The following is a 21,055-nucleotide window of genomic DNA, read 5'->3' as shown; positions in this document are numbered from 1 at the left end:
AGTCACTCCTGATTGCTGGCTCGCATCGCCAAGTGCTTTGGCAGGGTTGCGATGCCCGGTGCCTGGTACACGCGCACGAGTCCCGGGGGGTCGAACGTATCGCTCGCGACGGCCTCCTTCAGACGACGAAGCCGGTGCGGGGAGTCGGTCAGAATGGCGAACGTGTAGAGTGAGTGGCGCACCCAGTCGCAGAGAACAGCGGTTGCTGCGGCCTCTCGCATTCGCTCCTTGATGCGATACAGTGCTGTCTGGTCGTCCGAGTCCGGCCCGAGGACGAACACGCGGACAAAGCGTGGACCCCGGTCGCTCGGCTGCATGCAGTGCTCGCCTGTGAGGGTCTCGCATCCGATGGCCGCGGCGACCTGGTCCGGTTCGACTCGGTAGCGCAGCGTGTTGCTCATGCAGCTCCACCACAGGATGCAAAGGTGCGTGTTGAGCGCACGCTCGTCGTAGTGCTCCGCGCGGTTTCGAGGCAGTCGAAAGTGACGCACGCCGCGCACGCCGAGCTGGTAGTAGGCCAGCCGAGTCCCTGTGAACGATTGATGCGACATAAGCCAGCCGCGCGACTTCAACCGACTGAGCACGTTCTGGCATGCGCTGTTGCGATCGTCGAAGTAGAGCCGTGCGATCACCGCCCGCAACGACACTCGGAAAGCGGCGATGTGCTTGAGCACGCGTTGTTCACGGTCGTGATGGTCCATCACCAGAGCTCGTACGTGGTGTGTCGTGCGGCGCAGTGCTCGTGCAGGCGGAGCAGCTTGTCGGGCGTGTAGTGCCCGACGAACTCGATCGCCGTGGGGTGACGCGCCCGCTCGATGAGCGCGTCCGGGGTTGCCGTGGGCGTGCGACGCTTCCCGGCCAGCCGCGCGGGGTCGGGCATCCACTCGGCTCGCCAGCGGGCGGCCTCTGGGGCTCGGTGCAATCGGAAGTACAGAAACACCGTAGCGACGTGCAGGTCGTGCGTGACTTCGCCGAGGCGCGGGGGGCGTGTCGTGACGCCGCAGATCCGGCGGGCAGTGCCGGGGGATGCGAGATAGATCCGCGTGGAGCGGACCGGACCCCGGAGTCGGCTCCGGCCCACTTGCGCGAGTGAAGCGAAGGCCGGCTTCGGGCGGCCCGGCTTCCAGACGGCCAGAGGCGCTGTGAGGCGCAACTCGGATCTCGCCGGCCGGCGCATGGTTGCGAGATGCCCCGATGACACGAGGCGCAAGAGGCGTCGCGACGCTGTTCTCGTGGCGGTCGATGCTGGAGTGCGCCCCCACCAGGTGCGCACGATCTGGTCCAGCGTCATCAATCGCACCTTGGTGGCGAGCGTGACCAGAACCTCCTCGTCCCGGTCGGTCAGCCGGAGCAGCGCTGGGGACTCGGAGCGTGGTGTGAGCCTGCTCATTGTTGTCTTGCGGGGGGTTCACTCTGGTGCTTTGGGGTGGGTGAAATCGTGGCTGGAGGCCGATGAACGGGGATCGGGAACTGATTGAAAGGGTGTCTCTGAGGTGCAGGGCATGCTCAGGGGCATGCACAGGGCACCGAGGACCGCGTCAGACGCGCGGCGGCTCCATCACGCGGCGAAGAAAAACCCCCCGCACGCATACCCACCCCCTCGTGGCGAACGCGCTCTGGCGGGGGCGGAGCATGCCTCCGAAGTGTTTGGGTTGTGTTGAGGGACGCGTCGGTGTGGCGGCGGGGAGTCACCCCCACCCCCTGGCGCAGCCTGAGCGAGCGGTCATCCCCCCGCTGGCCTCCATCGTTCCCTGGTCAAGGGCTTGCGGAAGACAACGCAGGTTTCGTGCTGGATGCGGGGCTCGACCATCCCGCTGTAGTGCTTGGAGTTGGAGCGCACATTGTGCTGGGCCTTGATGATGACGGCCGAGAGCTCGCCGAGGTCGCCGGCCATGTTCATCACGTCCCGCGCCAGGCAGTAGTACCGGCCATTCCTGCGGACATCTCCCACGAGGACCGCGAGGCGACCTCCGGGCGCAACCGCCTCCGCGCATCGTGCCAAGCAACGCCGGAGCCGGGTCAGGAACAGGGTGTAGTCGGCTGACGTGCTCAGGTCAGCGGCATGGTCGGAATACCGAATGATGTCCCAATACGGTGGGTGCAGCCAGACCAGGTCGTACTTGCCGGGCAATGAACGCTTGAGCAGATTGAACCCGCTGCGAAGGTCTCCACCCCAGTAGGTGAGTCCGAGCCCGAGCTGGCCGTTGAGCCATGCGACCACGTCGCGTGTCGTGCCCGAGCCTTCCATCGGGTCGGCGATGGAGCGCACGCCGTCATATCGAAGAATGAGATTCTTGATGAGCGTGCCATCGCAGTTGCCGCGGTAGCCCGCGTTCCCCCATGCCGGATTCCGAAGCGGCACCGAAAGCATCGAGCTCATCGCCTTCGCGTGGATGCGGGCTCGTTGCGCGGCGGTCCGCAGGCTGCTGCGTGGATGCTCGGGCTGGTGTGAAGTGGCGAGCTCACACCGGGCGTCGACGCGGCTACTCATCGCACGCTCCGTCGGTCGAAGTCAACGGCTGAGCGGGGGTCTCTCCGCCGAGAGCGCCGGAGCGCTTGCTGAGCACCATGGGCTCGAAAAAGTAGTCCCGCTGGATACTGAACCCCCCGGGTCCGCGCGTGGACTCCAGCTCGCTCAGACTGAAGTATCCCCACTCGCGCTCGAATCCCTCGACGAGCCCAAAGAATGTGTCCATGCCGTCAAACTCGACGGCGTACCACGTCCAGTCGGACCACGGCGTAAAGAATTTGGCGAGCGCGACGACTTCCGGCGAGTGCTCCGTACTGTATAGGGGCGGCAGCTTGCGCCGCAGTTCTTCTGTCATCAGTAGCATGTGTTCCTCCACTTTGTTGCGGCGTCGGCGCGAATCACCCCGGCGCTCGTGTTCGTCTCAAAGGCCTTAGGTGGGTCCCCCACACGGAACCTCGACCGGCCCTCTCGTAAGAGAGGCAGGGCCGGTTGAGGTTCTTGCGATGCGAGGGATGGCTCGCCGTCGGGGCGGATGCACCGAAGGCAAAGGGCGTGACACCAAGCGGCGCAGCCGCGACTGGCCGCGGCCTTTGGGGTGGCGGTGGTAGACGGCGGGCCCTCGCTCTCCGCAGCCGGGGCGAGGGGGAGCGGCACGCGAGCCCGTGGGCGGCGGCGTGGTCAGACGCGCCGCGCGGACCACGCGGCACGAATCATCCCTGCTAAGGATTGCTCGAACCGTCGGCGTTCCCCATCGAACCGCGGGGCGTTGTTGGGAAGGTACATCGCCTCTGTCGGTGATCTGATCAGGCCGAGTTCATCGATGGCCGGCTCGACGAGCGCGAGCAGCGCCCGGAGCGCATGGCTCGTGGTCAGACGCGTGCCCGTCGCGCGGCGTAGCCCGTCGGTAAGACGTTCGAGCCGGTCGGTTGCCGAGTCATCGAGGATCACTTGGCGCTTGCGGAAGCGAGTCGCCACGCGCACGGTCTCAGCCGGCGCATCACGGCTTGTCTGCGCCGCCGCGGCGAAGGCGTCAGAATCGAGCAGTCTGCCGACGGCGCTGCGATTCTCTGCGGTCGAGCGTAGCCTCGCCACCGTCACGCTCCCTGTGCAGCGACGCGGGTAGACGCATCTTCGAACTCACTCTGGAAGTCCTCGCTCTCACCCCCGCGCCCTGAGCATCGGTCGCACCACGAGAGGAACGCTTTCGGGTGGGCGACCCGGTGCTCAACCTCCGCGGCCAGGCGGCGGAACGCGTGCGCTGCAGGATGGTCGCGATGCTTTGGGTGGTTCACAATCGACACGCCATCAAGAACGCACTCCTGAACCGCCGTTGCCTGGGCGATGCGGGTGGTGAACAGGCGGCCCGGCATGGCTCGGCGCACGTGGGACGCGATCTCGGACCTCGCCCGAGTCGCCCGTTCATCGACCGCACACAGCAGCACGCCGAGCACTTGCAAGTGAGGGTTCCGAAGACGACGAATGTCAGCGATGTCTCGACACGCCTCCGTGAGTCCCGCCAGCGACAGAAAGTGCGGCAATGCGGTGAGCACAAACCAGTGTGACGCGCCGTAGGCCGCGATCGTTGCGATGTCCGCGGGGTGCGGGCTGGTGTCAAGCAAGATGTAGTCGTACCCAGCACCCTGAGTGACGGCAGGTGCGAGCAATGCCGCGGGGTCGGTGAACTTGGGTAGTCGCTTGTGAAGCGATGCGAGGTCATGCCGCGCGGGGACGAGCGCGACGCCCGACGGCATCCCGTCCGTGATCGCCAGCGGCTCAAGCGTTGAGTCGCCACAGAGCAGTTCGAGCGTGCCCTCGAACTCGACGCCGTCGATGCCCAGATGCCGGGTCGCTCCGGCCGCGGGGTCCAGATCAATGAGCAGGACGCGCCTGCCGCGCTCCCCGAGGGCGGCGGCGAGATTCACGGCGGTGGTGGTCTTGCCGACCCCGCCCTTCTGGTTGCCGACTCCAATGACGGTCGGGGTCCGCTGGTGGTGATGTTCAGCCATAGTCCTCCTGTGCGATGGCCGGCGCGCCTTCGCGCCGGCGGGCATGCACCACACATAGCGCACTGTGCCCGCTTGATGCAACACGAAAGTGCAATTGCCCGAGCGCTTGCGGACAGCCGCAAGCGGGCATGCCCGCAACCTGGCGTGCGGATTTTCGGATCTTGCGCGATGCCCGGCGCATCCGTAAGGTGAGGGGGCATCGTCTTCTGTTGGAGTGGATGGTGTGTGAGTCGCGTTCGGAGCGGGTCTGGCCACCCGTCCGACGCTGTGTGGGTGTTCTTTCACGGCAAGCCTGCCACAGGTTGGCCTGCGCCGTCAATCCCCGCATCGTCGGCGGCTGTGCCGGACGACCTCTTCCGTCCGCGTCGCTTGTGAAATGGGGGTGTATGGATTCACAACGAAGGGGCTACAGGCCCAGACATGCGCTGGTCTCGACGCGAGTCGCCGGCGGTTTCACACCAGTGACGGCCGATGAACTGCTCGCGGCCTGGAGCATCTACGCGGAGCGGGCGATCGAGCTGCGCGATCTCCGGTTGTGGTTGGCAGGCCTGGAGCTTCGAGCCGCGCACGCCGCGGGTCGGCAGGGGGTAGCCACCGCCGCAGCGGGCGAACTGCTCCGCGAGTTGTCCGGTTCGAAGCGTGCCGCATCGCGCCAGCTCTCGCGGCTGTCGCAAGTGCAGTCTCTCATCGAACAGCGCCGCGTGGAGTCGCACATCGACGACGGGTACTTCCGCAATCTCCGGAGACGTGTGCCGGTACCGCGACGGCTGGCTCGGTTCCTGGCGGGGCAAGGGTCGCGGGCGAGCATCGCCGCGGCGGTGGGGCACCTGCTCCGCTGCATGTACTGGCGCGGACCGTCCTGCGTCTCCGGAGGAACGGCCAAGGCGGGCGAGTTGGCAGAGAGCCTGGGCGTGAGCCTGCGGAGCATCCGCCGCGGTCGTCGCGAACTGATGGCAGCCGGCTGGCTGGAACGCATTGACACGCCCCAGCATGTGCTCAACCGGCACGGAGCGGTGATGCGTGTGCGCTCCGGGGGTGGCATTGCCCGTCGCGGTTTGACACCCCCGCGCCCTCACTGTGGGCGCATATTGGCACCCCCAAAGAACCAGGAACAGCTTCGCTGTCATTCAAGAACCAGGAGCGAGCCTCGGTCGCCGCGCAAGCCGGGCATCCAGCGCGAGCGGCTGAGGGACAGGGGGTTTGTGGAACGGGAGTTCGAGGATCTGGTCAGATCGAGGACTGTTGTTCGATGCGAGGCGAGCCGACTCGCGGTGCATGCGTGCGCCCAGTACGCCGCACGGCTCGGCACGCGCAGTCCGATGGGGTTGTTCCGGTATCTCGTGGGAGGCCGACGTTGGGACCGACCGGCCCAACGCGATGAGGACGCGGCGCGAGCGGCCGCATCGAAGCCCAGGTCCCCGGGCGAACTCACAGTCGTTCGCGTCATCATGGCTCGTGACGGGTCTGCAAGGGCCGGACCGCCTGGACCGGGTCACCCCACCGGACCCCCGTCCACAATGGGCTTCGCCTGCCGTCTGCGACCGTCACCGTCGGGCTCGCCCACGCTGGCCCGGCGGGGAGGGTCGCGGGCGGCGGGATCGCCGCACTTCGCGCCTGCCGGCTCGGCCCGAGCCTGAGGGCTCTTCATAGCCGGACAATCCGACTGTGAAAGGCGCCGGACGGGCAGTCAAGCCCCCTCTTGAACCATGCTCAAGTGCGACGGCTCGGCGATCTCGTCGCGGTGCGATCGAAGGCGTCCCCTGGCTACTCATTATTGGGATACGGGAACACTTCCGCGCGCGGCCCATTCCCGTGCGGACTCTTCATTGCCCTTGCGCTTGTGGAACGCAGCAACGGCTTTGGCCGTCGAGCGAGCGATCGCTGTGTCGTCGCCATGACGCGCGCATGCGGCGCTGTACATTGAGATCAGGTGCTGTTCTGCGAGCGCGTCCTGATCCACCTCACCGCTTCGCTGGCATACCACCGCAACAATGGCATCGAACGCCGGAACATGCGCCACTTCCACGGCGACCTCACTGCTCTCCCGTGCGAGTTCGAGCGCGGCCTGAAGCTGACCGTTCCTCGACAACGCGATGACCAGCCAGTTGGCGCTGCTGAGGTACGCGCCTCGATGCCGAGGTCCGCCGGAACGGTACAAGTCAACCGCCGTGGTCAGGTGTTCAATGGCGTCCAAGAGGTCCGCGGGCTTCTCTCGCCACAGCAACGCTCGGCCGAGCCCGCTATGAATGCTGCTCGTCACGCTGTGCTGTTCGCCCAGGACTTGTCGGGCCGACTCGACAACGCTCCGATACAGACGGATGCACTCGTCATAGTCGGGCACGAACAGCAAATGCGACGCGAGTCGCGCGGTTGCCGCGATTGACTGCACCGAGCCCGGGCCGAGAGCGTCTGCGTACATCTGCACCGCGCGTGATCCGTACTCGGCTGCCTCCTCTTTGCTGCCGGCGCCCAGAAAGTGCAGCACCGTTGACGCCGCGTGGAGAACATCGGCATGCTGCTCAGAGCCTTTGCCGAAGCCTTCAACCGCGCGGGACTCCGCATCTGCAAGCAGAGATCGGATGACGTCCTCCCGCTGCGGCACACCGTCCCGTCGAACGGCATGCGTGTCCGCGAGCCAGCAGACGGCGTGGATCGCCTGGATGCTCGTGCGACCCAATCGAGCGTCGCAGTGGGCGATCATGTCGTTGAGCAGCAGCTCGGACTCGGCCATCTCGTTGTCATGCTTGAGAAGCCAGTAGCGATGTTCAAGCAACTGCGCGACGCTTAGAGCGTCGGGCTGCGCCGCGTCTTGGAGCTCCTCTAGGCGACGGACGTGCGGCCGCCCATGCTCCGGCTCGCCGAGCGTCTGATACGCGCGCGCCAGCATGAGCCGTACGCGAAACTCCCGCGGTGCGTCAAAGGATGTCGCGTCGAGCGCGGCCTCGGACGATTGAAGCACCCGCACGAACAACTGCCGGTCCATCCCCTGCGCAATGACAGGGTCGACGCCGCCGATGGTTTGCTCAAGGAACGCGGACAGCCGGTCGAGTTGGTCAGCTCGTGCGTCTGCGATACGGAGCGCGGCATTCGCTCGGAGCAGCCCGGCCGTCAGCCCGAAGGCGCCGAGTCCGAGCGCGGCCATGATCGCGACGCCGACCGCAACCCCCGTGCGATGCCTTCTGGCGAACTTGCGCACCCTATATGTGGTGCTCTCCGGACCGGCAACCAGTGCGTGCCCGCGCAAGTAGGCGCGGATGTCGTCGCCCAGTTGCTGTACGGATTGATAACGGTGCTCGCGGTCCTTCCGCATCGCGTACAGAGGGATCCACTCCAGTTCGCGTCGCAGAGAGTCGGTGAGCGTCGACACCGACATCGATCGGTCACCAGCGATCGTGCCAGCCGCTTCACCGGCGGCGGCAAGGCGTGCGCTCGGCCTGAGGGGATCCTTGGTGCTGATCAGTTCGCAAGCGCCCGCAGTCCCCCGTGCGCGCAGATCTTTCGGGTCGAATGGAAGCTGCCCCGCGAGCAACTCGTACAGCACGGCGCCGAGAGAATAGACGTCGGCTCGAACATCGACTCCGAGAGATCCGCCGCGAGCCTGCTCGGGGCTCATGTACTCCAACGTTCCGACAAGCTCGTCGCGTTGCGTGAGTGTCGCCGCCGGTGTTGTCGGCCCGAGTACCGCTTTGGCAATCCCGAAGTCGATGACCTTTGCCCGGGGTGTATTGTCTTCCCCTTCATGGACCAGAATGTTGCTGGGCTTTAGGTCGCGGTGGATCACCCCCCTCATATGCGCGTGCTGGACGGCCTCGCATACCGAGGCAAACAGGCTGAGACGGTTCTTGACGCCGAGCCGGTTCCGGTCGCAAAACACGGTGATCGGGTCGCCGTCCACATACTCCATGACAAAGTACGGTGTCCCCTGGGTCGTGGCCCCGCCGTCAAGAATCCGAGCAACGCCCGGGTGATCCATGAGAGCCAGAACCTGCCGCTCCTGCTCGAAGCGAGCGAGCACTGATGCGGAGTCCATGCCGAGCTTGATGACCTTGATCGCGACTGACCGGCGCACCGGCTGCTCTTGTTCAGCAAGGTACACCGCGCCATATGCACCGGCGCCGAGGAGCCGCACCAACCTGTAGCGGTCGATCTGCGTTCCGCTCTGGTCGAACGGCTCGCTCGGCATATCAGCGACTGCCAGTCGGAAGATCTCGCCCAGAGCATCGAGCGGATCCCCCGCGTCGGGCGAAGAGGACTCCTCGATAATGCGCACGAGTTTGTCTTGCAGGTCGGGTCGGTTCGCGGTCGCCTCTGCGATGAGCGCGTCACGCTCGCCCGGGTCTGCCTCGATCACCTTCACCGCTAATGCCGCAAGACGCTGGCGGTCACTTGTGGGTGGCGGATCGTTCATCGATCGACTCATTCCAATCACTCAATGATGCTTGGAGGTACGCTCTGGCTGCTTTCAGTTCGCGTTCAACCGTGGCGGTGGAGATACCGAGCATCTCCGAGATGTCTGCTGTCGAGCGTCCCATGAACGCCCGCAGCATGAGCGCCTGTGACTTCCTTGGGTGCTCCTCTGCGAACCGCGTCAGGGCATCCTCGATCCCATCACGCATGAGCCAGGCCTCGGGGCCGGGGCGGCCGTCCGGGGTGTCGGTCGCGAGCGGCACGCCACGGTTGCCGCCCCCGCGCTTTGCTCGACCACGCTTGCGCAAATAGTCAACGACGATCCGCGTGCACCGGATCGAGGCCACCGCCATCAGGTGCTCCGCGTCACGGAAGGGCTTCCGCTGATTGAGCAGGGCCATGCAGAGGTCGTTGGTGTGAACGGTGGGAGTTTCGGTGAACTGGTCTGGGCTCCGACCGGTCAGCTTGACCATTTGGGCCCAAACAAGCCCCTTCAAGCGAGGATAGTAGGTCTCCAGCGCCAGGGCGATCTCGGCTGGCGTTAGGGTCGCCTCCGAGAGTCCCGGGTCTGCGCCATCTCCATTTGGGATAGGGACTTGCGTGCTCATGTGATGATTCCGGAACAGTTGAGCAGAGCCGAGTCCAAGAGTTTACTCCATCTCAGCCGAGAATTGGGGGCATGATTTGCCCGCGCCGGTGATGGGATTGGCCTGCCGTTGTCGCGGTGTTCAAGGGGAGGGCCCCATCCGCCCATGGATCGGGCTTCTGTTCAACCGCACTCGCGGTGCGAGTTCGAGGAGTTCGCGGATGCGCCGCCGGTCTGGCGGCGGGCGCGGAGTTCCTTGACCTGGCCGAGGAGCACGAGCGTGACAATGGCCGCAGCGGCCTCGAAGTAGACGCCGACTCGGCCATCATCGCCGCGCAGCGCTTCGGGGAACAAGCCCGACGCGATCGTTGCGATGACGCTAAAGACGTACGCGATCGCGACGCCGATAGAGATGAGCGTCCACATGTTCGGTTGCACGGTCCGGATCGAGCGGGCACCCCGGACGAAGAACGGCCACGCGCACCAGAGCACCACGGGGGTCGCCAGCGCGAGTTCGGCCCATTGACCCGCGGCGGGACCGATCCACGACTCGAACACATGACCGAAGAGCATGTTTCCCATGACATGGACGAGCAGCGGCGCCGTAAAGGCGGTCGCGATCCAGAATCGGCGGGTCATGTCGCGGAGCTCGGTATCGTCCTGCTCCGCGGTCGCGTCAACGGGTTCGAGCGCCATGCCGCACTTCGGGCAGTCACCGGGGCCGACCTGGCGGACCTCGGGATGCATGGGGCAGGTGTAGATGGCGTCCTTGGACCCTTCGCGCCTTGCTGCTGAGTCGGCCTTCGCTTCGTGATCGCTGCAGGAGTGGTCGCCGTGGTCCGCACCCTCGTCTTGGTTCTCCAGGTAGCGGGCCGGATCGGCGCGGAACTTCTCTGCACAGCTCGTCGAGCAGAAGAGGTGCTCGGTGCCGTCGTGCTCGAAGCGGTCTGCCGCGTTGCCGGGGGAGACCTTCATGCCAGACTGGGTCGATTCGGGATTCAGTCTTCTGCGTCACGGGATGCAGCCTCCTTCCGCAGGAACCACCACTCGGCGCCAAAGATCAGGGCCATGCCGCCGACGGAGACGCCGACGACCAGAGGGTCGTTCGTGAGCTTGATGTACAGGAATGCGCCGAGCACGACGGCGTCGAGCGCGAGTGCCGTGAGCAGAACCCAACCGCGGGCGCCCAACTCGCGCCGCAGGTGCTTGAACACGCCCCAGTGGATCGCCATGTCCATGACGATGTAGAAGATCGCGCCGAGCGATGCAATGCGGCTGAGGTCAAAGAAGACCGTCAGCGCGAGTGCAATAACAGCGGTGTAGACCAGCGTGTGCTTCTGGATGCGCCCGGGCATGCCGAAGTGGCGATGCGGAACGAGCTCCATGTCGGTGAGCATCGCGAGCATCCGCGACACGGCGAACATGCTGGCGATAATGCCGGAGATCGTCGCGATAATCGCAAGCCCGATGGTGAGCCACTCACCCCATCGTCCGACTGCGGGGCGAGCGGCTTCGGCGAGGGAAGAGTCCCGAGCGGTGATAATCTGATCGACCGACAGGTTGCCGGCGACCGCGAGCGTGACGAGCAGGTAGAGCCCGGTGCAGATGAGCAGACTAAAGATGATGGAACGGCCGACGTTCTTCTTGGGCTTCTTGATCTCGTCACCGCTGTTCGTGATGGTTGTGAAGCCCTTGTAGGCGAGGATCGAGAGCGCGACCGCCGCGAGGAAACCCGCGGCACCACCCTCGGCCTCGGACGGTGAGCCGTCTCCGATGAGCGTGCCGGAGGAGAGTCCCGACACCCACAGGCCGATGCCCGCGAACACGGCGATTCCGCCGATCTTGATGATGGCGGTGATCTTGCTCAGTCCGCCGATCACCTGATTGCCGAGCAGATTGACGACGAAGGCGGCAACGATCAACCCGACACCGAGCGCCGGCGCGAGCCACGAATCGGAGCCTTCGCCGAAGATCCGCATCGTGTACGTGCCGAACGTTCGGGCGACCAGACTCTCGTTGATGACCATCGAGAAGTACATGAGCAGCGAGCACCCGGCGGTGACGACGCCCGGCCCGTACGCCTTCTTGAGAATCATCGCGATCCCGCCGGCGGATGGGTATTCGTTGCATACCTTGACATACGAGTACGCGCTGAACGCGACGACGACCGCCGCGGCGATGAAGGCCACCGGGAAGAGGCCGCCGGCGAGCTCGGCGACTTGCCCGGTGAGGGCGAAGATGCCGGCGCCGATCATGACGCCGGTGCCCATCGCGATCGAGCCGGTCAGCGTGACGCTGCCCTTCTCGTAATCAGATCCGTGGTCGTGCCGGTCGTGGTCGGTCATGCTCAATCGCGCCGGTTTATCCCATGGGTACACTCGGCGCTCACCCGTATCGTGTATCGACAAGAGAGCCTCGTCCTCCACCGTGACACTGGTACCCGTCCGGCGTCTTGTGACTCCTGAGCGTCATGTCTCGCGTCTTCCTGCGGAACTGCTTGCCGCAGGACGGGCATTGGATGATGTAGACGGGTTCAGAGCTTGACGGCCGCGCGCGGTGCACCGATTGCCTGACATCCGTGACCGGCGGGGCCGAGAGCGGGCCTGCGGCGCCGATCTCGACTCGGTAGACAGGCGTGAAGACGCGGTCCATGACCCGGACCCCCTGGATGCGGTCCACGCGGTATGCGCGCGGCTCCCGAGAGTCCGTGCGGATGGCGTAAAGCAGGAGGTTTCCCGCCTGCGAACGCCGGAGGGAATAGGGCTCGATCAGGCGCGTCGTACCGTTGTAGCGAAGCTCGACGCAGAGCCGATTCGCCGCGGCGAAGCGCACCGATTCCATGGGTGCAGCCCCACCCCAGGTGGTGACGGTTCGCGGCGGCGTCCAGGATGCGTCCTCGGCACCGGCACTGGCAACGCTGATGCGGTCTTGAACGACGGGCTCTCTGACGCCTTCGAGCCACTCGAATAGCGCGGCAAGCTCCGACCAGAACGCCTCGAAGGGCGGCGTGACGGGGAGCTGATGCCCGAGCATGTTCTGCCACTCGGCCTCAAGTTCGGCCCGTGCCTGCGCCTGCTCAATTGCGCGGAAGGTCGGGACCGGAATTCCTTTGGTGTGGCACTTCTCGCGCAGGACCGTGACGATGAGGTCACGTTGGCCGTGCAGGTCCTCGCGCCGGTAGAGGTTGACGATGTCGTAGAGGTCGCGCGGGCGACCGCGCTCCCCCATCGCCCTGATCTTCTCCGCAAAGACCTCCTCGAACGCATAGCACCGAACCGCGCCCGGGTCGGGCAGGTCATCGGGGTACGGGTGGGAGATGGGCCGCACAGCGGTCGGGCGTGCGATGACTTCGCTGCCGCTCAGGTCGAGCTTCACACGGGCGACAGTGGGACTCTGGCGCGGTCCGATGTAGTAGATGCGCCCCTCGGTGTAGCGTCCCGGTGCGGCCGTCCGCAACCGGGGCGCCTGCTGCGCGAAGTTGATGCCCGACTCTTGCCCAACACGGTCGAGCATCCGGAGCAGGACGGGCTCAACATCCTCCGCGTTGATCGGACCGCCGGGGACGATGGTGAAGTCGAGGTCTTCCGAGAAACGGTACGTCTCAAGGTAGCACTTCTTGAGACAGGTTCCCCCCTTGAATGCCCACTGCTCGGCGAGTTCTGGCTCGGTCCCGATTCCCCAGAGCAGCCACCCGAGCACGTAATCCTTCTCGATCACGTCCTCGCGCAGGCCCCATTCGCGCACACGCTCATCGATGTGGATGCGTGAGATCATGCGTGGCTTTCAGGAGGCGTCAAGTCCGACGTTGACGCGGAGGTTCCAGCGCTTGGAGATCGTGCCCTTGCGCTTGACCGAAGGGTCGAGCGCCGAGAGCCCCGTGCTGATGCGCTCGCGGCAGAGTTCCGCAAATTTCGGCTCGCGGCGCGTGGTCTCGAGGATGTAACCCAGCCGCTTGAACGCTGTGCGGTTGCCCTGGCGTTCGAGATACTTGAGGAGCGTGTCCGTGTCGCGGTGCTCACCATCAAGGTACTCACCGATGACCTCGGTGATGTGACGGAGGCCGCCTCCGAGCGATGGGTCGTCAAGGATGTCCGCGACCGTTCGGCTGGGGTCTGAGACGAGGAGACGCAGCCGGTTCCGCCAGATGGTCCGTGTGCCGAAGTGAAGTTGTTCTGCTCGCTGTTTGATCAGGAACGGTGTGCCCTGCACGGTCTGCATGGTGCTGCGGACCGCGCGCGCCGTGATTACGACGATGTCGCGGAAGACCTGCTCGGTAAGCCCCCAGTGCTCGCACGCGCTCCACCCACCGATGTAGCACGGCGCGAACGTGCTCGCGGCGACAATCCACGGGTCCTCTCGCCAATCAGAAGGTGAGGTCGCCCCGAGTGGGACCGTTGTATAGAGCCCCCTCCTCACGCGGGAGAGCCATCCCCGCGACGCGAGGTAGGCCAACAGGCGGCGCGCTCGCGGCTGCTCTAGGCTCAGCACCGCGGCCGCATCGGCGGGGGTGAACGGACCCTCGAAAGAGCGGTGGAGGCGCTCCAGCAAGTCGCGGTTATTGGACTCGATGCCATCGGCCATTGGGTACATCCGTTACGCAATATCCTAGACGGAGTGGGCCATATCGCAGTTTCAGTATACCCATCGGGTCTCGCGTGTCCAGACCAAAGCGGAGCAGCCGCCTAGCCGGCCGCAATCCCACCGATTGGCGGTTCCCGGTCGTCAAAGTCAGAGTCCAGTCGGCTCGCCGGGGCGTACCGAGCGGTGTCGGGGCAGGACCCGCCAGCCCCAAAGAACCAGCCCTGAACCTGACGTGGCGATGGCGAGCACGCTGAACCCCGTGAGCAGCGGATGATTGAAGTCGTCCCTTCCGGCGTAGTCCATGGTGTGCAGCATCCAGAAGAAGTCGAAGACACGCCACGAGCGATTGCGTCGTGCCGTGACTTCGCCTGTGCGCGCATCGATATAGATGTGCGGGCGCTTCGGATGGTCGAGTGTGACGACGTACGCGGGAAGGGCGCCCTTCCGATACTCGATAGGTGGGTTCGATGCGATCAAGTCGATACTCTTGACTGCTGCCGTGTGGGCGAAGTCTCGAACGGCAATAGAAAGAGCATCGTCTTCCGTGAGGTCCGGGAGTGGCTGACCCGTGACGTCGTCAAGCCGTGCGATGAACTTGCCGTCAGTGGCGTGTACTTCCCAAGCGGTTCCGCACCCTCTGTCGCGGAGCGCGACAGTCGCCAAGTTCGGGTGCTGCGACTTGAGCAACGCCACGTGAGGTCGAATGTGCTCTGGCAGAGCCGCAACGGCACTTGCGGGCATGGGCTCGTACGGTGTCGCTGCGATGTCGCGCTCTCCACGCACGTTGTCCAGCGAGAGAATGCTGAAGAGGAATCCTCCGGTGCTCCAGGCAAGGAGTTGGAGGCTAACGATCAAGCCAATCCAGCGGTGGACACGATAGATCGCTTTTCTCGGCTTCATTGTGTCACCTTATTCGGAGCGTTCCCGGGCCGCAGTTGCAAGTAGTCCCGATCGTCACAGTTACAACTCATGCTCAGGGCTGCGACTCCCATCGAACGTCGTCGCCGCTTCGCCGGACGGCCCCCCGTCCGCTCTCCACGTGGAGTCGACCAGGGGAGTATCGGTATGATCGTTGCATCGCGAGGGCCGGCGCACACCACGAGGAGATTCGACCATGATAAGGGGGAGAGTCCGCGACATCGTGGCTTACTCAGGCCGCGGTGGCTTTTTCCATTGCGGGTGGGGTGGTCGCGGCGCAGGGTGGCCAAACAGCCGACATCCCGCGGGCACCCAAGCTGCTCACGCAATAGTTGCCAAATCGATCCTCGCGCAGTCGCAGCATCCGAAAGGCGGGGTGTTCCTGGTCTCTGATGTGTACTCATCGGCTCGCGCTCAGGGAGCTGACAGACAGTGAAGGAGCTTCGTCGCCCAAGCACCCGGCCGCGGCCCTCCGTTAGACTCTGTGAGGTCTCGACCGCTGCCGTCCGGAGCGACGCATGCTTGAGCAACACGGGCTCATCGTCATATCGGCATTGCTGCTCGCGTACGGGTTGTTCTCGCGTCTTCTCTCGCGAGGGATTGTAACCGGGCAGATGGTTTTCCTTGGCGCGGGGCTTGCGTTTGGATTTGTGGCAGAGCGCACAAACCAGATAACGCTCTCGTCCACAGTCGGGGTCGATTTACTTGTACGCGTCTTTGGTGAGATTGCGCTCATTGTCCTGCTCTTCACGGATGCCGCCCGGATCGACTTGAGGGCGTTGCGTCGGGACCTTGCGATGCCAGCCAGGATGCTCGGCATCGGCATGCCCTTGATGATCGCGATTGGTATGACCGCTGCGTGGCTCCTCTTTCCACAGTTTGGTGTGTGGGAACTCGCACTTCTTGCTGCAATCCTCGCGCCCACAGACGCAGCGCTCAGTCACGCAGTGGTGTCAAGCGATGTGGTGCCGCTCCGCGTCCGGCAGGCACTCTGCGTCGAGAGTGGTCTCAATGATGGTCTGGCGGTCCCGCTCATCTTGTTCTTTGCATGGATGGCAAGCGTTGCTGGTCCCGAGAGCATGCCAGATTCACCGTACCACTCATTCCCCGGCGCGATGCGGTTTGCGTCACTGCAATTACTGCTCGGGCTGATCGCGGGCGTCGCTATCGGCGGGCTGGGTGCAAAGTGCCTCGACCACTCTATTCGGCGGGAGTGGATTGACGGCGCGTTCTGCGCGCTATCAGGCGTGTCGTTAGCGCTCCTCGCCGCGATCGGGGCGGAACATCTTGGTGGCAACGCTTTCATTGCGGCTTATGTTGGTGGCCTCACCTTCGGCAATCTTTCGCGACGTTCAACGGAAACGATGGCCGATTTTGCGGAGCCCGAGGGCATACTGCTGATGCTGCTGACCTTCTTCCTTGTTGGTGTCATGTTTGTGGAGGAGGCCCTCGCGTCTGTCACCTGGGAAATCGCGATATACGCGGTGCTGTCTCTCGTGGGCGTACGAATGATCGCCGTATCGGTGAGTCTCCTCGGGCTGAGAACATCGTTGGAGACTCGGATCTTCTTGGGATGGTTCGGTCCCCGCGGGCTGGCGTCGGCGTTGTTCGGCCTTCTGCTGCTCGAAGGATTGACGGTGCCGCATTCTGATTTGTTGTTCGCGGTCGTCATGCTCACCGTGGTGCTCAGTGTGATGCTTCACGGTGCGACATCCGCGCCGCTGGCGCGCTGGTATGCGACTCGACTGGACTCGGCTGAGTGCGCAGCGGCGCAGCGTCCCTGCCGAGAACTGTCCTATCGAACGCGACACAGACTCTCGAAGCGCCACGTCGATGCGATTCACACGGAGCTTGTGCCCCCGGCCTACTGAGCGAGCGCTCGCACACTGCCGACCACGGGCTCGGATCGGCGCCTAACTCATTGGAGTGCGAAGGTGAACGCCAGCTTTGTGAAGAAGGCCGAGGAACGCGAGCCCCGGCTCTTTGAACTCCGCCTGTCGGAGGGTGTCCCAGTTGTGACTGAGATGGCTCTCAAGAAAACTCACCACACGAGCGAACCGGATGATGTGGTAGTTGGGAGCAGCGCCATCTCCCGTGGTCGATCCAAACGCAACCAGACGCACACGATGCCCGTGGTCTGTCTCAGCGTGGCCACGACGAACGAGTTCTTGGGCGATGGATTCTGCGCGCTCAGGGCTGCAGCATCCGAACCGTGTCAGCGCAGCTCTTATTACTGCCGGCTCGCGGGCGCCGCGGTTGAGTTCTGCCTTTCCCTCCTTCACCTCACCAATCAGCATGTCTGCTGATTCACCATCAATACCGAGTTCTGGATCGACGTCGTGGTTGGCGCGGTCCCTCGATCGAGAGGCGCCGTGCCTGGGGACAAGCCGCCCGGCGCGCGGGAAGCGGAACGCGAGCACATCGATATCGGTTGCGGTCCTGTAGCCTCCACCGCGCATCGCCTCAATCACCGGGAGTTCGGTGACTGTGAAGTACCCATTGACCCGCAGATACGCCTGAACGAGTGAGACTGCATTATCCATCGGAGCTCTCCTTGTTGCCATGGTCGGCCCAGAAGCGGGACATGGTGGCGAAAATGAATGCGGTCGACCACGCAATGAATAGGAGGCCGTTGAGAGCTTCGGTCGCGGTGAGGCACCGCAGGTGGTCGCTCGGCAAGACATCTCCGAAGCCGAGCGTCGTGTAGATCACAGCAGAGGTGTAGAAATGGCCGAGCGCGCCGGCTGCTCCCTCACCCCGGAGATCTCCGAGCCCAAGAACATCCGACGCAATGTAGAACCCGACCGCGTACAGGGCGATGTCCATGACATGGATCGCGAAGAGACCAATCATCAGTGCGTAGAAGCGCAGGTGCCCCAGGCGCATGTGCGGGCTTCGTCGTCGCGCAACGACAGAAAAGTACGCCAAGTGCAGCGCGGTCGTAAGCAACACGAGCGCGGCGCTGATGAGCACGATCGCTGTCACGGACCCGTTACCGCCGCAAGGAGCGCTTCGGCCTCTGCAATGTAGTACTCCGTTGTTGCAATCTCGTATTGCGAAAAGGCGCCGGACTCGACCACGGTCTCGTGCCATGCGCGCATCCAGTTGAGGTGGCGCTCAATCGCAGCCGCCTTGGTGCCGTGCTCTGGCTTGAGTCCGATCAGCTCAAGCTCTGCCGTCATGCGTCGCTTCGACCACAAGTAGTTGGCCTCGGCACCGGCGATGCCGCGCGGAGCTCCGCTCTCTCGGTCGTGGAACATCTTGCAGACACGCTCGGCGGCCGTGAGCTTGTCCTCCGCTCTCGCCCTGGATGACTGGGTGGCGGATTCGTCTGTTCCGGCCGCCGGCGTGGGGTTGTTGTCGGGTTGCTCGGCGGCGGCGCTCGCGAAGCCGAACGCGGCTGCGAGGACGATCGCTACCATGGACAGGGCTGCGATCCAGCGGTGTTTGTGTGCGGCCATGAGTAGTCTCCTTTCGGTGCCTCGTGGAGGCGTTGTTGCTTGTCTCAAATGTGGCAGTCATTCACGGGCTAGTAATCCGACCGGCGGGCTCATCCGCCCCACGTTGCGCTGCGAGCTCGGGTTCGGTCGTGCAATACCACAAAGTGCCCTCGCACGATGAGCAATAATGCTCAAGATGCCCTGTCTTGAAGAATCTCTTGACCGCAGACTCGCAGTCAGGGCAGGCCAAGTCCCGTTTCTGAACAGTCGACATCATGTAGGGATCATTCATATTCGGTCGCTCTATCCACACAGTCTCGCATTTCGGGCATACAGCTCCGTGTGCCCGCTCCGTCTGTGTAGGCACTGCAGAGCATTCAACAAAGACTGGAAGTCTTACACACGTGATCGGCGCAATCTTGACATATGTCATTGTGAATACTCCTTTCGATCACTCCCGACGGGCTCTTCTGATTCACTCGAAGACTCACGATGTCGTTCTTCGCTCTTCTGAGATAGGTGCTCGACCGTGCCGGGACCCATCGTCCGTCCGTTCAATTCTTAGGAACCGAGCGTTGATCGCAACGATCACCGTAGAGAGCGACATAAACACGGCCCCAACCGCTGGCGATAGCACGATCCCCAGCGGATAGAGCACACCCGCAGCCGCCGGGATGGCAAACGCGTTGTAGCCAGTGGCCCACCAGAGGTTCTGCACCATCTTGCGATACGTCGCCCGCGACAACTCGACGATCGCCGTCACGTCACGTGGGTCTGAACGAACGAGAATGATGTCCGCCGATTCGATTGCCACATCTGTCCCGGCGCCGACCGCGATGCCTACATCAGCCTGGGTCAGCGCGGGGGCGTCGTTGACACCATCGCCGGTCATCGCAACTACAAGCCCGCGCGATTGAACCTCCTTGATCTTCGATGCCTTCTGGTCCGGCAGGACCTCGGCAAAGTAGTCGTCAAGACCGAGCTCCTCGGAAACCCATTTCGCGACGGCCTCTGCGTCACCGGTGAGCATCATCACCTGGATCCCCATCGCCTTCAGCCGCTGAAGGGCCTCGCGCGATTCCGGCCGGATGATGTCGGCGAGCGCGATAGCGCCCTCGATCTTGTCATCGATCACGGCATACACCACCGTCTTGCCTTGCTTAGTGATCTGCTCCACGCGATCATCGCTCACGGTGAGCTTGTTCTCTCGGAGGAAGCCGGGGCTGACAATCCGCAATCGAACTCCATCGACGACCGCTTCGGCGCCCCTGCCTGGGATCGCTCTGAACTCCTTCGGCGGCGAAACCTGGATGCCGCGCTCCTCGGCGCCTCGGACGACTCCCTCGGCGATCGGGTGCTCCGACTGGCTCTCAAGACTCGCCGCCAACCTGAGCAACTCTTCCTCGGAGTGGTCGCCGAGAGACACAACGTCCGTAACGCCAAAGCGACCCTCGGTCAGCGTGCCCGTCTTGTCGAACACGATCGCGTCGATGTCGCGTCCGCGTTCAAACGCGGTCCGGTCTCGAATAAGCAGGCCGTTGCTCGCGGATATCGCGGTGGACACCGCCACAACAAGCGGGACCGCCAGACCCAGCGCGTGCGGGCAGGCGATGATCATCACTGTGACGGCGCGTTCGAGCGAGAAGTCGAATGGCTTGCCGATGAGAATCCAAGTAATCAGTGTCAGCGTGCCAACCGAGATCGCGATAATCGTGAGCCACAGAGCCGCGCGGTTGGCGAGGTCTTGTGTGCGCGACTTGGACTGTTGGGCCTCTCGCACCATTTCGATTACGCGGGCGAGATAGGTCTCATTGCCCGTCCGTTCAACCTCGATCGTGAATGCGGACTCGCCGTTGATCGAGCCGCCGATGACCTGGTCTCCTTCGGATTTCTCCACCGGCTTGCTCTCTCCAGTGAGCATCGCCTCGTTGATTGTGGATCGTCCCTCGACGATGGTTCCATCCGTCGGGATCTTCTCACCGGGCTTCACGAGCACACGCACTCCGTGGGTCAACTCGGTGACCGGCACATCTCGTGTTGTTCCGTCGCTCTGGACGAGGTGGGCATCGGACGGCATCAGTTTGACGAGCTTCTCCAGCGCTGCCGAAGCTCCCATCACCGACTTCATCTCGATCCAGTGCCCGAGCAACATGATGTCGATGAGCGTGGCCAGCTCCCAGAAAAAGACTTCCCCTTCGAGCCCGAAGACCACAGCAGCGGAATAGAAATACGCGACAGATATCGCCAGGGCGATAAGAGTCATCATCCCGGGCATCTTCTTGTGGATCTCACGCTGTAGGCCGCTGAGGAACGGCCAGCCACCGTAGAAGTAGACAACTGTCGCAAACACGAACTGAATGATCGCGTCGCCCGGGAAACTCATTGCTTCTTCGAGTCCAAGCAACGATTGGATCATGGGCGCCAGCGTCACCACCGGGACAGTAAGAATCAGCGATACCCAGAAGCGTCTTCTGAAGTCGGCCACCATGTGCGCATGATGGTCGTGATGACCGTGTGCGACACCTTCGTGGTTGGGCGCACTGTGGTTCGCATGCGCATCGTGTTGGCTGGCTTCGGCGTGTGTCTTGGTATGATTCTGCATTGTCGCTGGGCTCCAGTCTATGTGTCCGCGATTGCGCTCGACGTT

The 21,055-nt window shown here is 63.9% G+C and carries 19 protein-coding genes; 2 read left to right on the top strand and 17 right to left on the bottom strand.

Annotated features, from left to right (window positions below; translation table 11 throughout):
* Positions 1 to 2: 2 nt before the first annotated feature.
* From KF757_13095 to KF757_13070, 6 genes are all read right to left on the bottom strand, one after another.
* The gene (locus KF757_13095) at positions 3 to 701 is read right to left on the bottom strand and encodes a replication-relaxation family protein (protein ID MBX3323915.1); all 699 of its coding nucleotides are present in this window, start codon (positions 699 to 701) and stop codon (positions 3 to 5) included.
* Positions 701 to 1,390 (bottom strand): hypothetical protein, encoded by a 690-nt coding sequence (locus tag KF757_13090; GenBank protein ID MBX3323914.1) that lies wholly within the window; start codon positions 1,388 to 1,390, stop codon positions 701 to 703. Before KF757_13090 ends, KF757_13095 begins: the two co-directional genes overlap by 1 nt.
* A 333-nt stretch (positions 1,391 to 1,723) precedes the next feature.
* Positions 1,724 to 2,491 carry a hypothetical protein gene (locus KF757_13085; GenBank protein ID MBX3323913.1) on the bottom strand — a complete coding sequence of 256 codons (768 nt, stop codon included), beginning with the start codon at positions 2,489 to 2,491 and terminating at the stop codon, positions 1,724 to 1,726.
* Entirely contained in the window at positions 2,484 to 2,834 is a 351-nt protein-coding gene (locus KF757_13080; protein MBX3323912.1) for a DUF2958 domain-containing protein, read from the bottom strand. Before KF757_13080 ends, KF757_13085 begins: the two co-directional genes overlap by 8 nt.
* Before the next feature lie 314 nt (positions 2,835 to 3,148).
* On the bottom strand, positions 3,149 to 3,562 hold the full coding sequence (locus tag KF757_13075; GenBank protein ID MBX3323911.1) for a hypothetical protein: 414 nt from the start codon (positions 3,560 to 3,562) through the stop codon (positions 3,149 to 3,151).
* Between the two features lie 2 nt (positions 3,563 to 3,564).
* Positions 3,565 to 4,476 carry a ParA family protein gene (locus tag KF757_13070; protein MBX3323910.1) on the bottom strand — a complete coding sequence of 304 codons (912 nt, stop codon included), beginning with the start codon at positions 4,474 to 4,476 and terminating at the stop codon, positions 3,565 to 3,567.
* A gap of 386 nt (positions 4,477 to 4,862) precedes the next feature.
* On the opposite strand from KF757_13070, the gene KF757_13065 reads away from it, so the two are divergent.
* The gene (locus KF757_13065; GenBank protein ID MBX3323909.1) at positions 4,863 to 6,113 is read left to right on the top strand and encodes a hypothetical protein; all 1,251 of its coding nucleotides are present in this window, start codon (positions 4,863 to 4,865) and stop codon (positions 6,111 to 6,113) included.
* Positions 6,114 to 6,247: 134 nt separating this feature from the next.
* Here KF757_13065 and KF757_13060 read toward each other — a convergent pair whose 3' ends face one another.
* The 7 genes from KF757_13060 to KF757_13030 all read right to left on the bottom strand — a co-directional run bounded on the left by KF757_13060 (position 6,248) and on the right by KF757_13030 (position 14,950).
* Positions 6,248 to 8,884 carry a serine/threonine protein kinase gene (locus KF757_13060; protein MBX3323908.1) on the bottom strand — a complete coding sequence of 879 codons (2,637 nt, stop codon included), beginning with the start codon at positions 8,882 to 8,884 and terminating at the stop codon, positions 6,248 to 6,250.
* Positions 8,859 to 9,491, bottom strand: coding sequence for a hypothetical protein (locus KF757_13055; GenBank protein ID MBX3323907.1), 633 nt, complete (start codon positions 9,489 to 9,491; stop codon positions 8,859 to 8,861). The genes KF757_13060 and KF757_13055 overlap by 26 nt, the downstream gene beginning before the upstream one ends.
* Positions 9,492 to 9,652: 161 nt before the next feature.
* Positions 9,653 to 10,444: a YHS domain-containing protein gene (locus KF757_13050; GenBank protein MBX3323906.1), complete on the bottom strand. Its 792-nt coding sequence runs from the start codon at positions 10,442 to 10,444 to the stop codon at positions 9,653 to 9,655.
* Between the two features lie 23 nt (positions 10,445 to 10,467).
* Entirely contained in the window at positions 10,468 to 11,814 is a 1,347-nt protein-coding gene (locus KF757_13045; GenBank protein MBX3323905.1) for an APC family permease, read from the bottom strand.
* Positions 11,815 to 11,854: 40 nt separating this feature from the next.
* Positions 11,855 to 13,243, bottom strand: coding sequence for a nucleotidyl transferase AbiEii/AbiGii toxin family protein (locus KF757_13040; GenBank protein ID MBX3323904.1), 1,389 nt, complete (start codon positions 13,241 to 13,243; stop codon positions 11,855 to 11,857).
* 9 nt (positions 13,244 to 13,252) lie between these two features.
* On the bottom strand, positions 13,253 to 14,050 hold the full coding sequence (locus KF757_13035) for a type IV toxin-antitoxin system AbiEi family antitoxin domain-containing protein (GenBank protein ID MBX3323903.1): 798 nt from the start codon (positions 14,048 to 14,050) through the stop codon (positions 13,253 to 13,255).
* A gap of 147 nt (positions 14,051 to 14,197) precedes the next feature.
* Complete coding sequence (locus KF757_13030) at positions 14,198 to 14,950, bottom strand: PepSY domain-containing protein (protein MBX3323902.1); 753 nt, start codon at positions 14,948 to 14,950, stop codon at positions 14,198 to 14,200.
* A gap of 536 nt (positions 14,951 to 15,486) precedes the next feature.
* Between KF757_13030 and KF757_13025 the strand changes: the two genes are divergently transcribed.
* Positions 15,487 to 16,839 (top strand): cation:proton antiporter, encoded by a 1,353-nt coding sequence (locus KF757_13025; protein ID MBX3323901.1) that lies wholly within the window; start codon positions 15,487 to 15,489, stop codon positions 16,837 to 16,839.
* A 42-nt stretch (positions 16,840 to 16,881) separates the two neighbouring features.
* On the opposite strand, the gene KF757_13020 is transcribed toward KF757_13025, so the two are convergent.
* The 4 genes from KF757_13020 to KF757_13005 all read right to left on the bottom strand — a co-directional run bounded on the left by KF757_13020 (position 16,882) and on the right by KF757_13005 (position 21,010).
* Positions 16,882 to 17,511, bottom strand: coding sequence for a hypothetical protein (locus tag KF757_13020; GenBank protein ID MBX3323900.1), 630 nt, complete (start codon positions 17,509 to 17,511; stop codon positions 16,882 to 16,884).
* The gene (locus tag KF757_13015; GenBank protein MBX3323899.1) at positions 17,504 to 17,953 is read right to left on the bottom strand and encodes a hypothetical protein; all 450 of its coding nucleotides are present in this window, start codon (positions 17,951 to 17,953) and stop codon (positions 17,504 to 17,506) included. Before KF757_13015 ends, KF757_13020 begins: the two co-directional genes overlap by 8 nt.
* Complete coding sequence (locus KF757_13010; protein ID MBX3323898.1) at positions 17,950 to 18,429, bottom strand: hypothetical protein; 480 nt, start codon at positions 18,427 to 18,429, stop codon at positions 17,950 to 17,952. The genes KF757_13015 and KF757_13010 overlap by 4 nt, the downstream gene beginning before the upstream one ends.
* 466 nt (positions 18,430 to 18,895) lie before the next feature.
* Positions 18,896 to 21,010, bottom strand: coding sequence for a copper-translocating P-type ATPase (locus KF757_13005; protein ID MBX3323897.1), 2,115 nt, complete (start codon positions 21,008 to 21,010; stop codon positions 18,896 to 18,898).
* Positions 21,011 to 21,055 lie beyond the last annotated feature (45 nt).

It is taken from the genome of Phycisphaeraceae bacterium (genome assembly GCA_019636795.1).
In the GTDB taxonomy this organism is placed as follows: Bacteria; Planctomycetota; Phycisphaerae; order Phycisphaerales; family UBA1924; genus JAHBWW01.
This window is presented reverse-complemented; position numbering and strand designations above follow the sequence as displayed.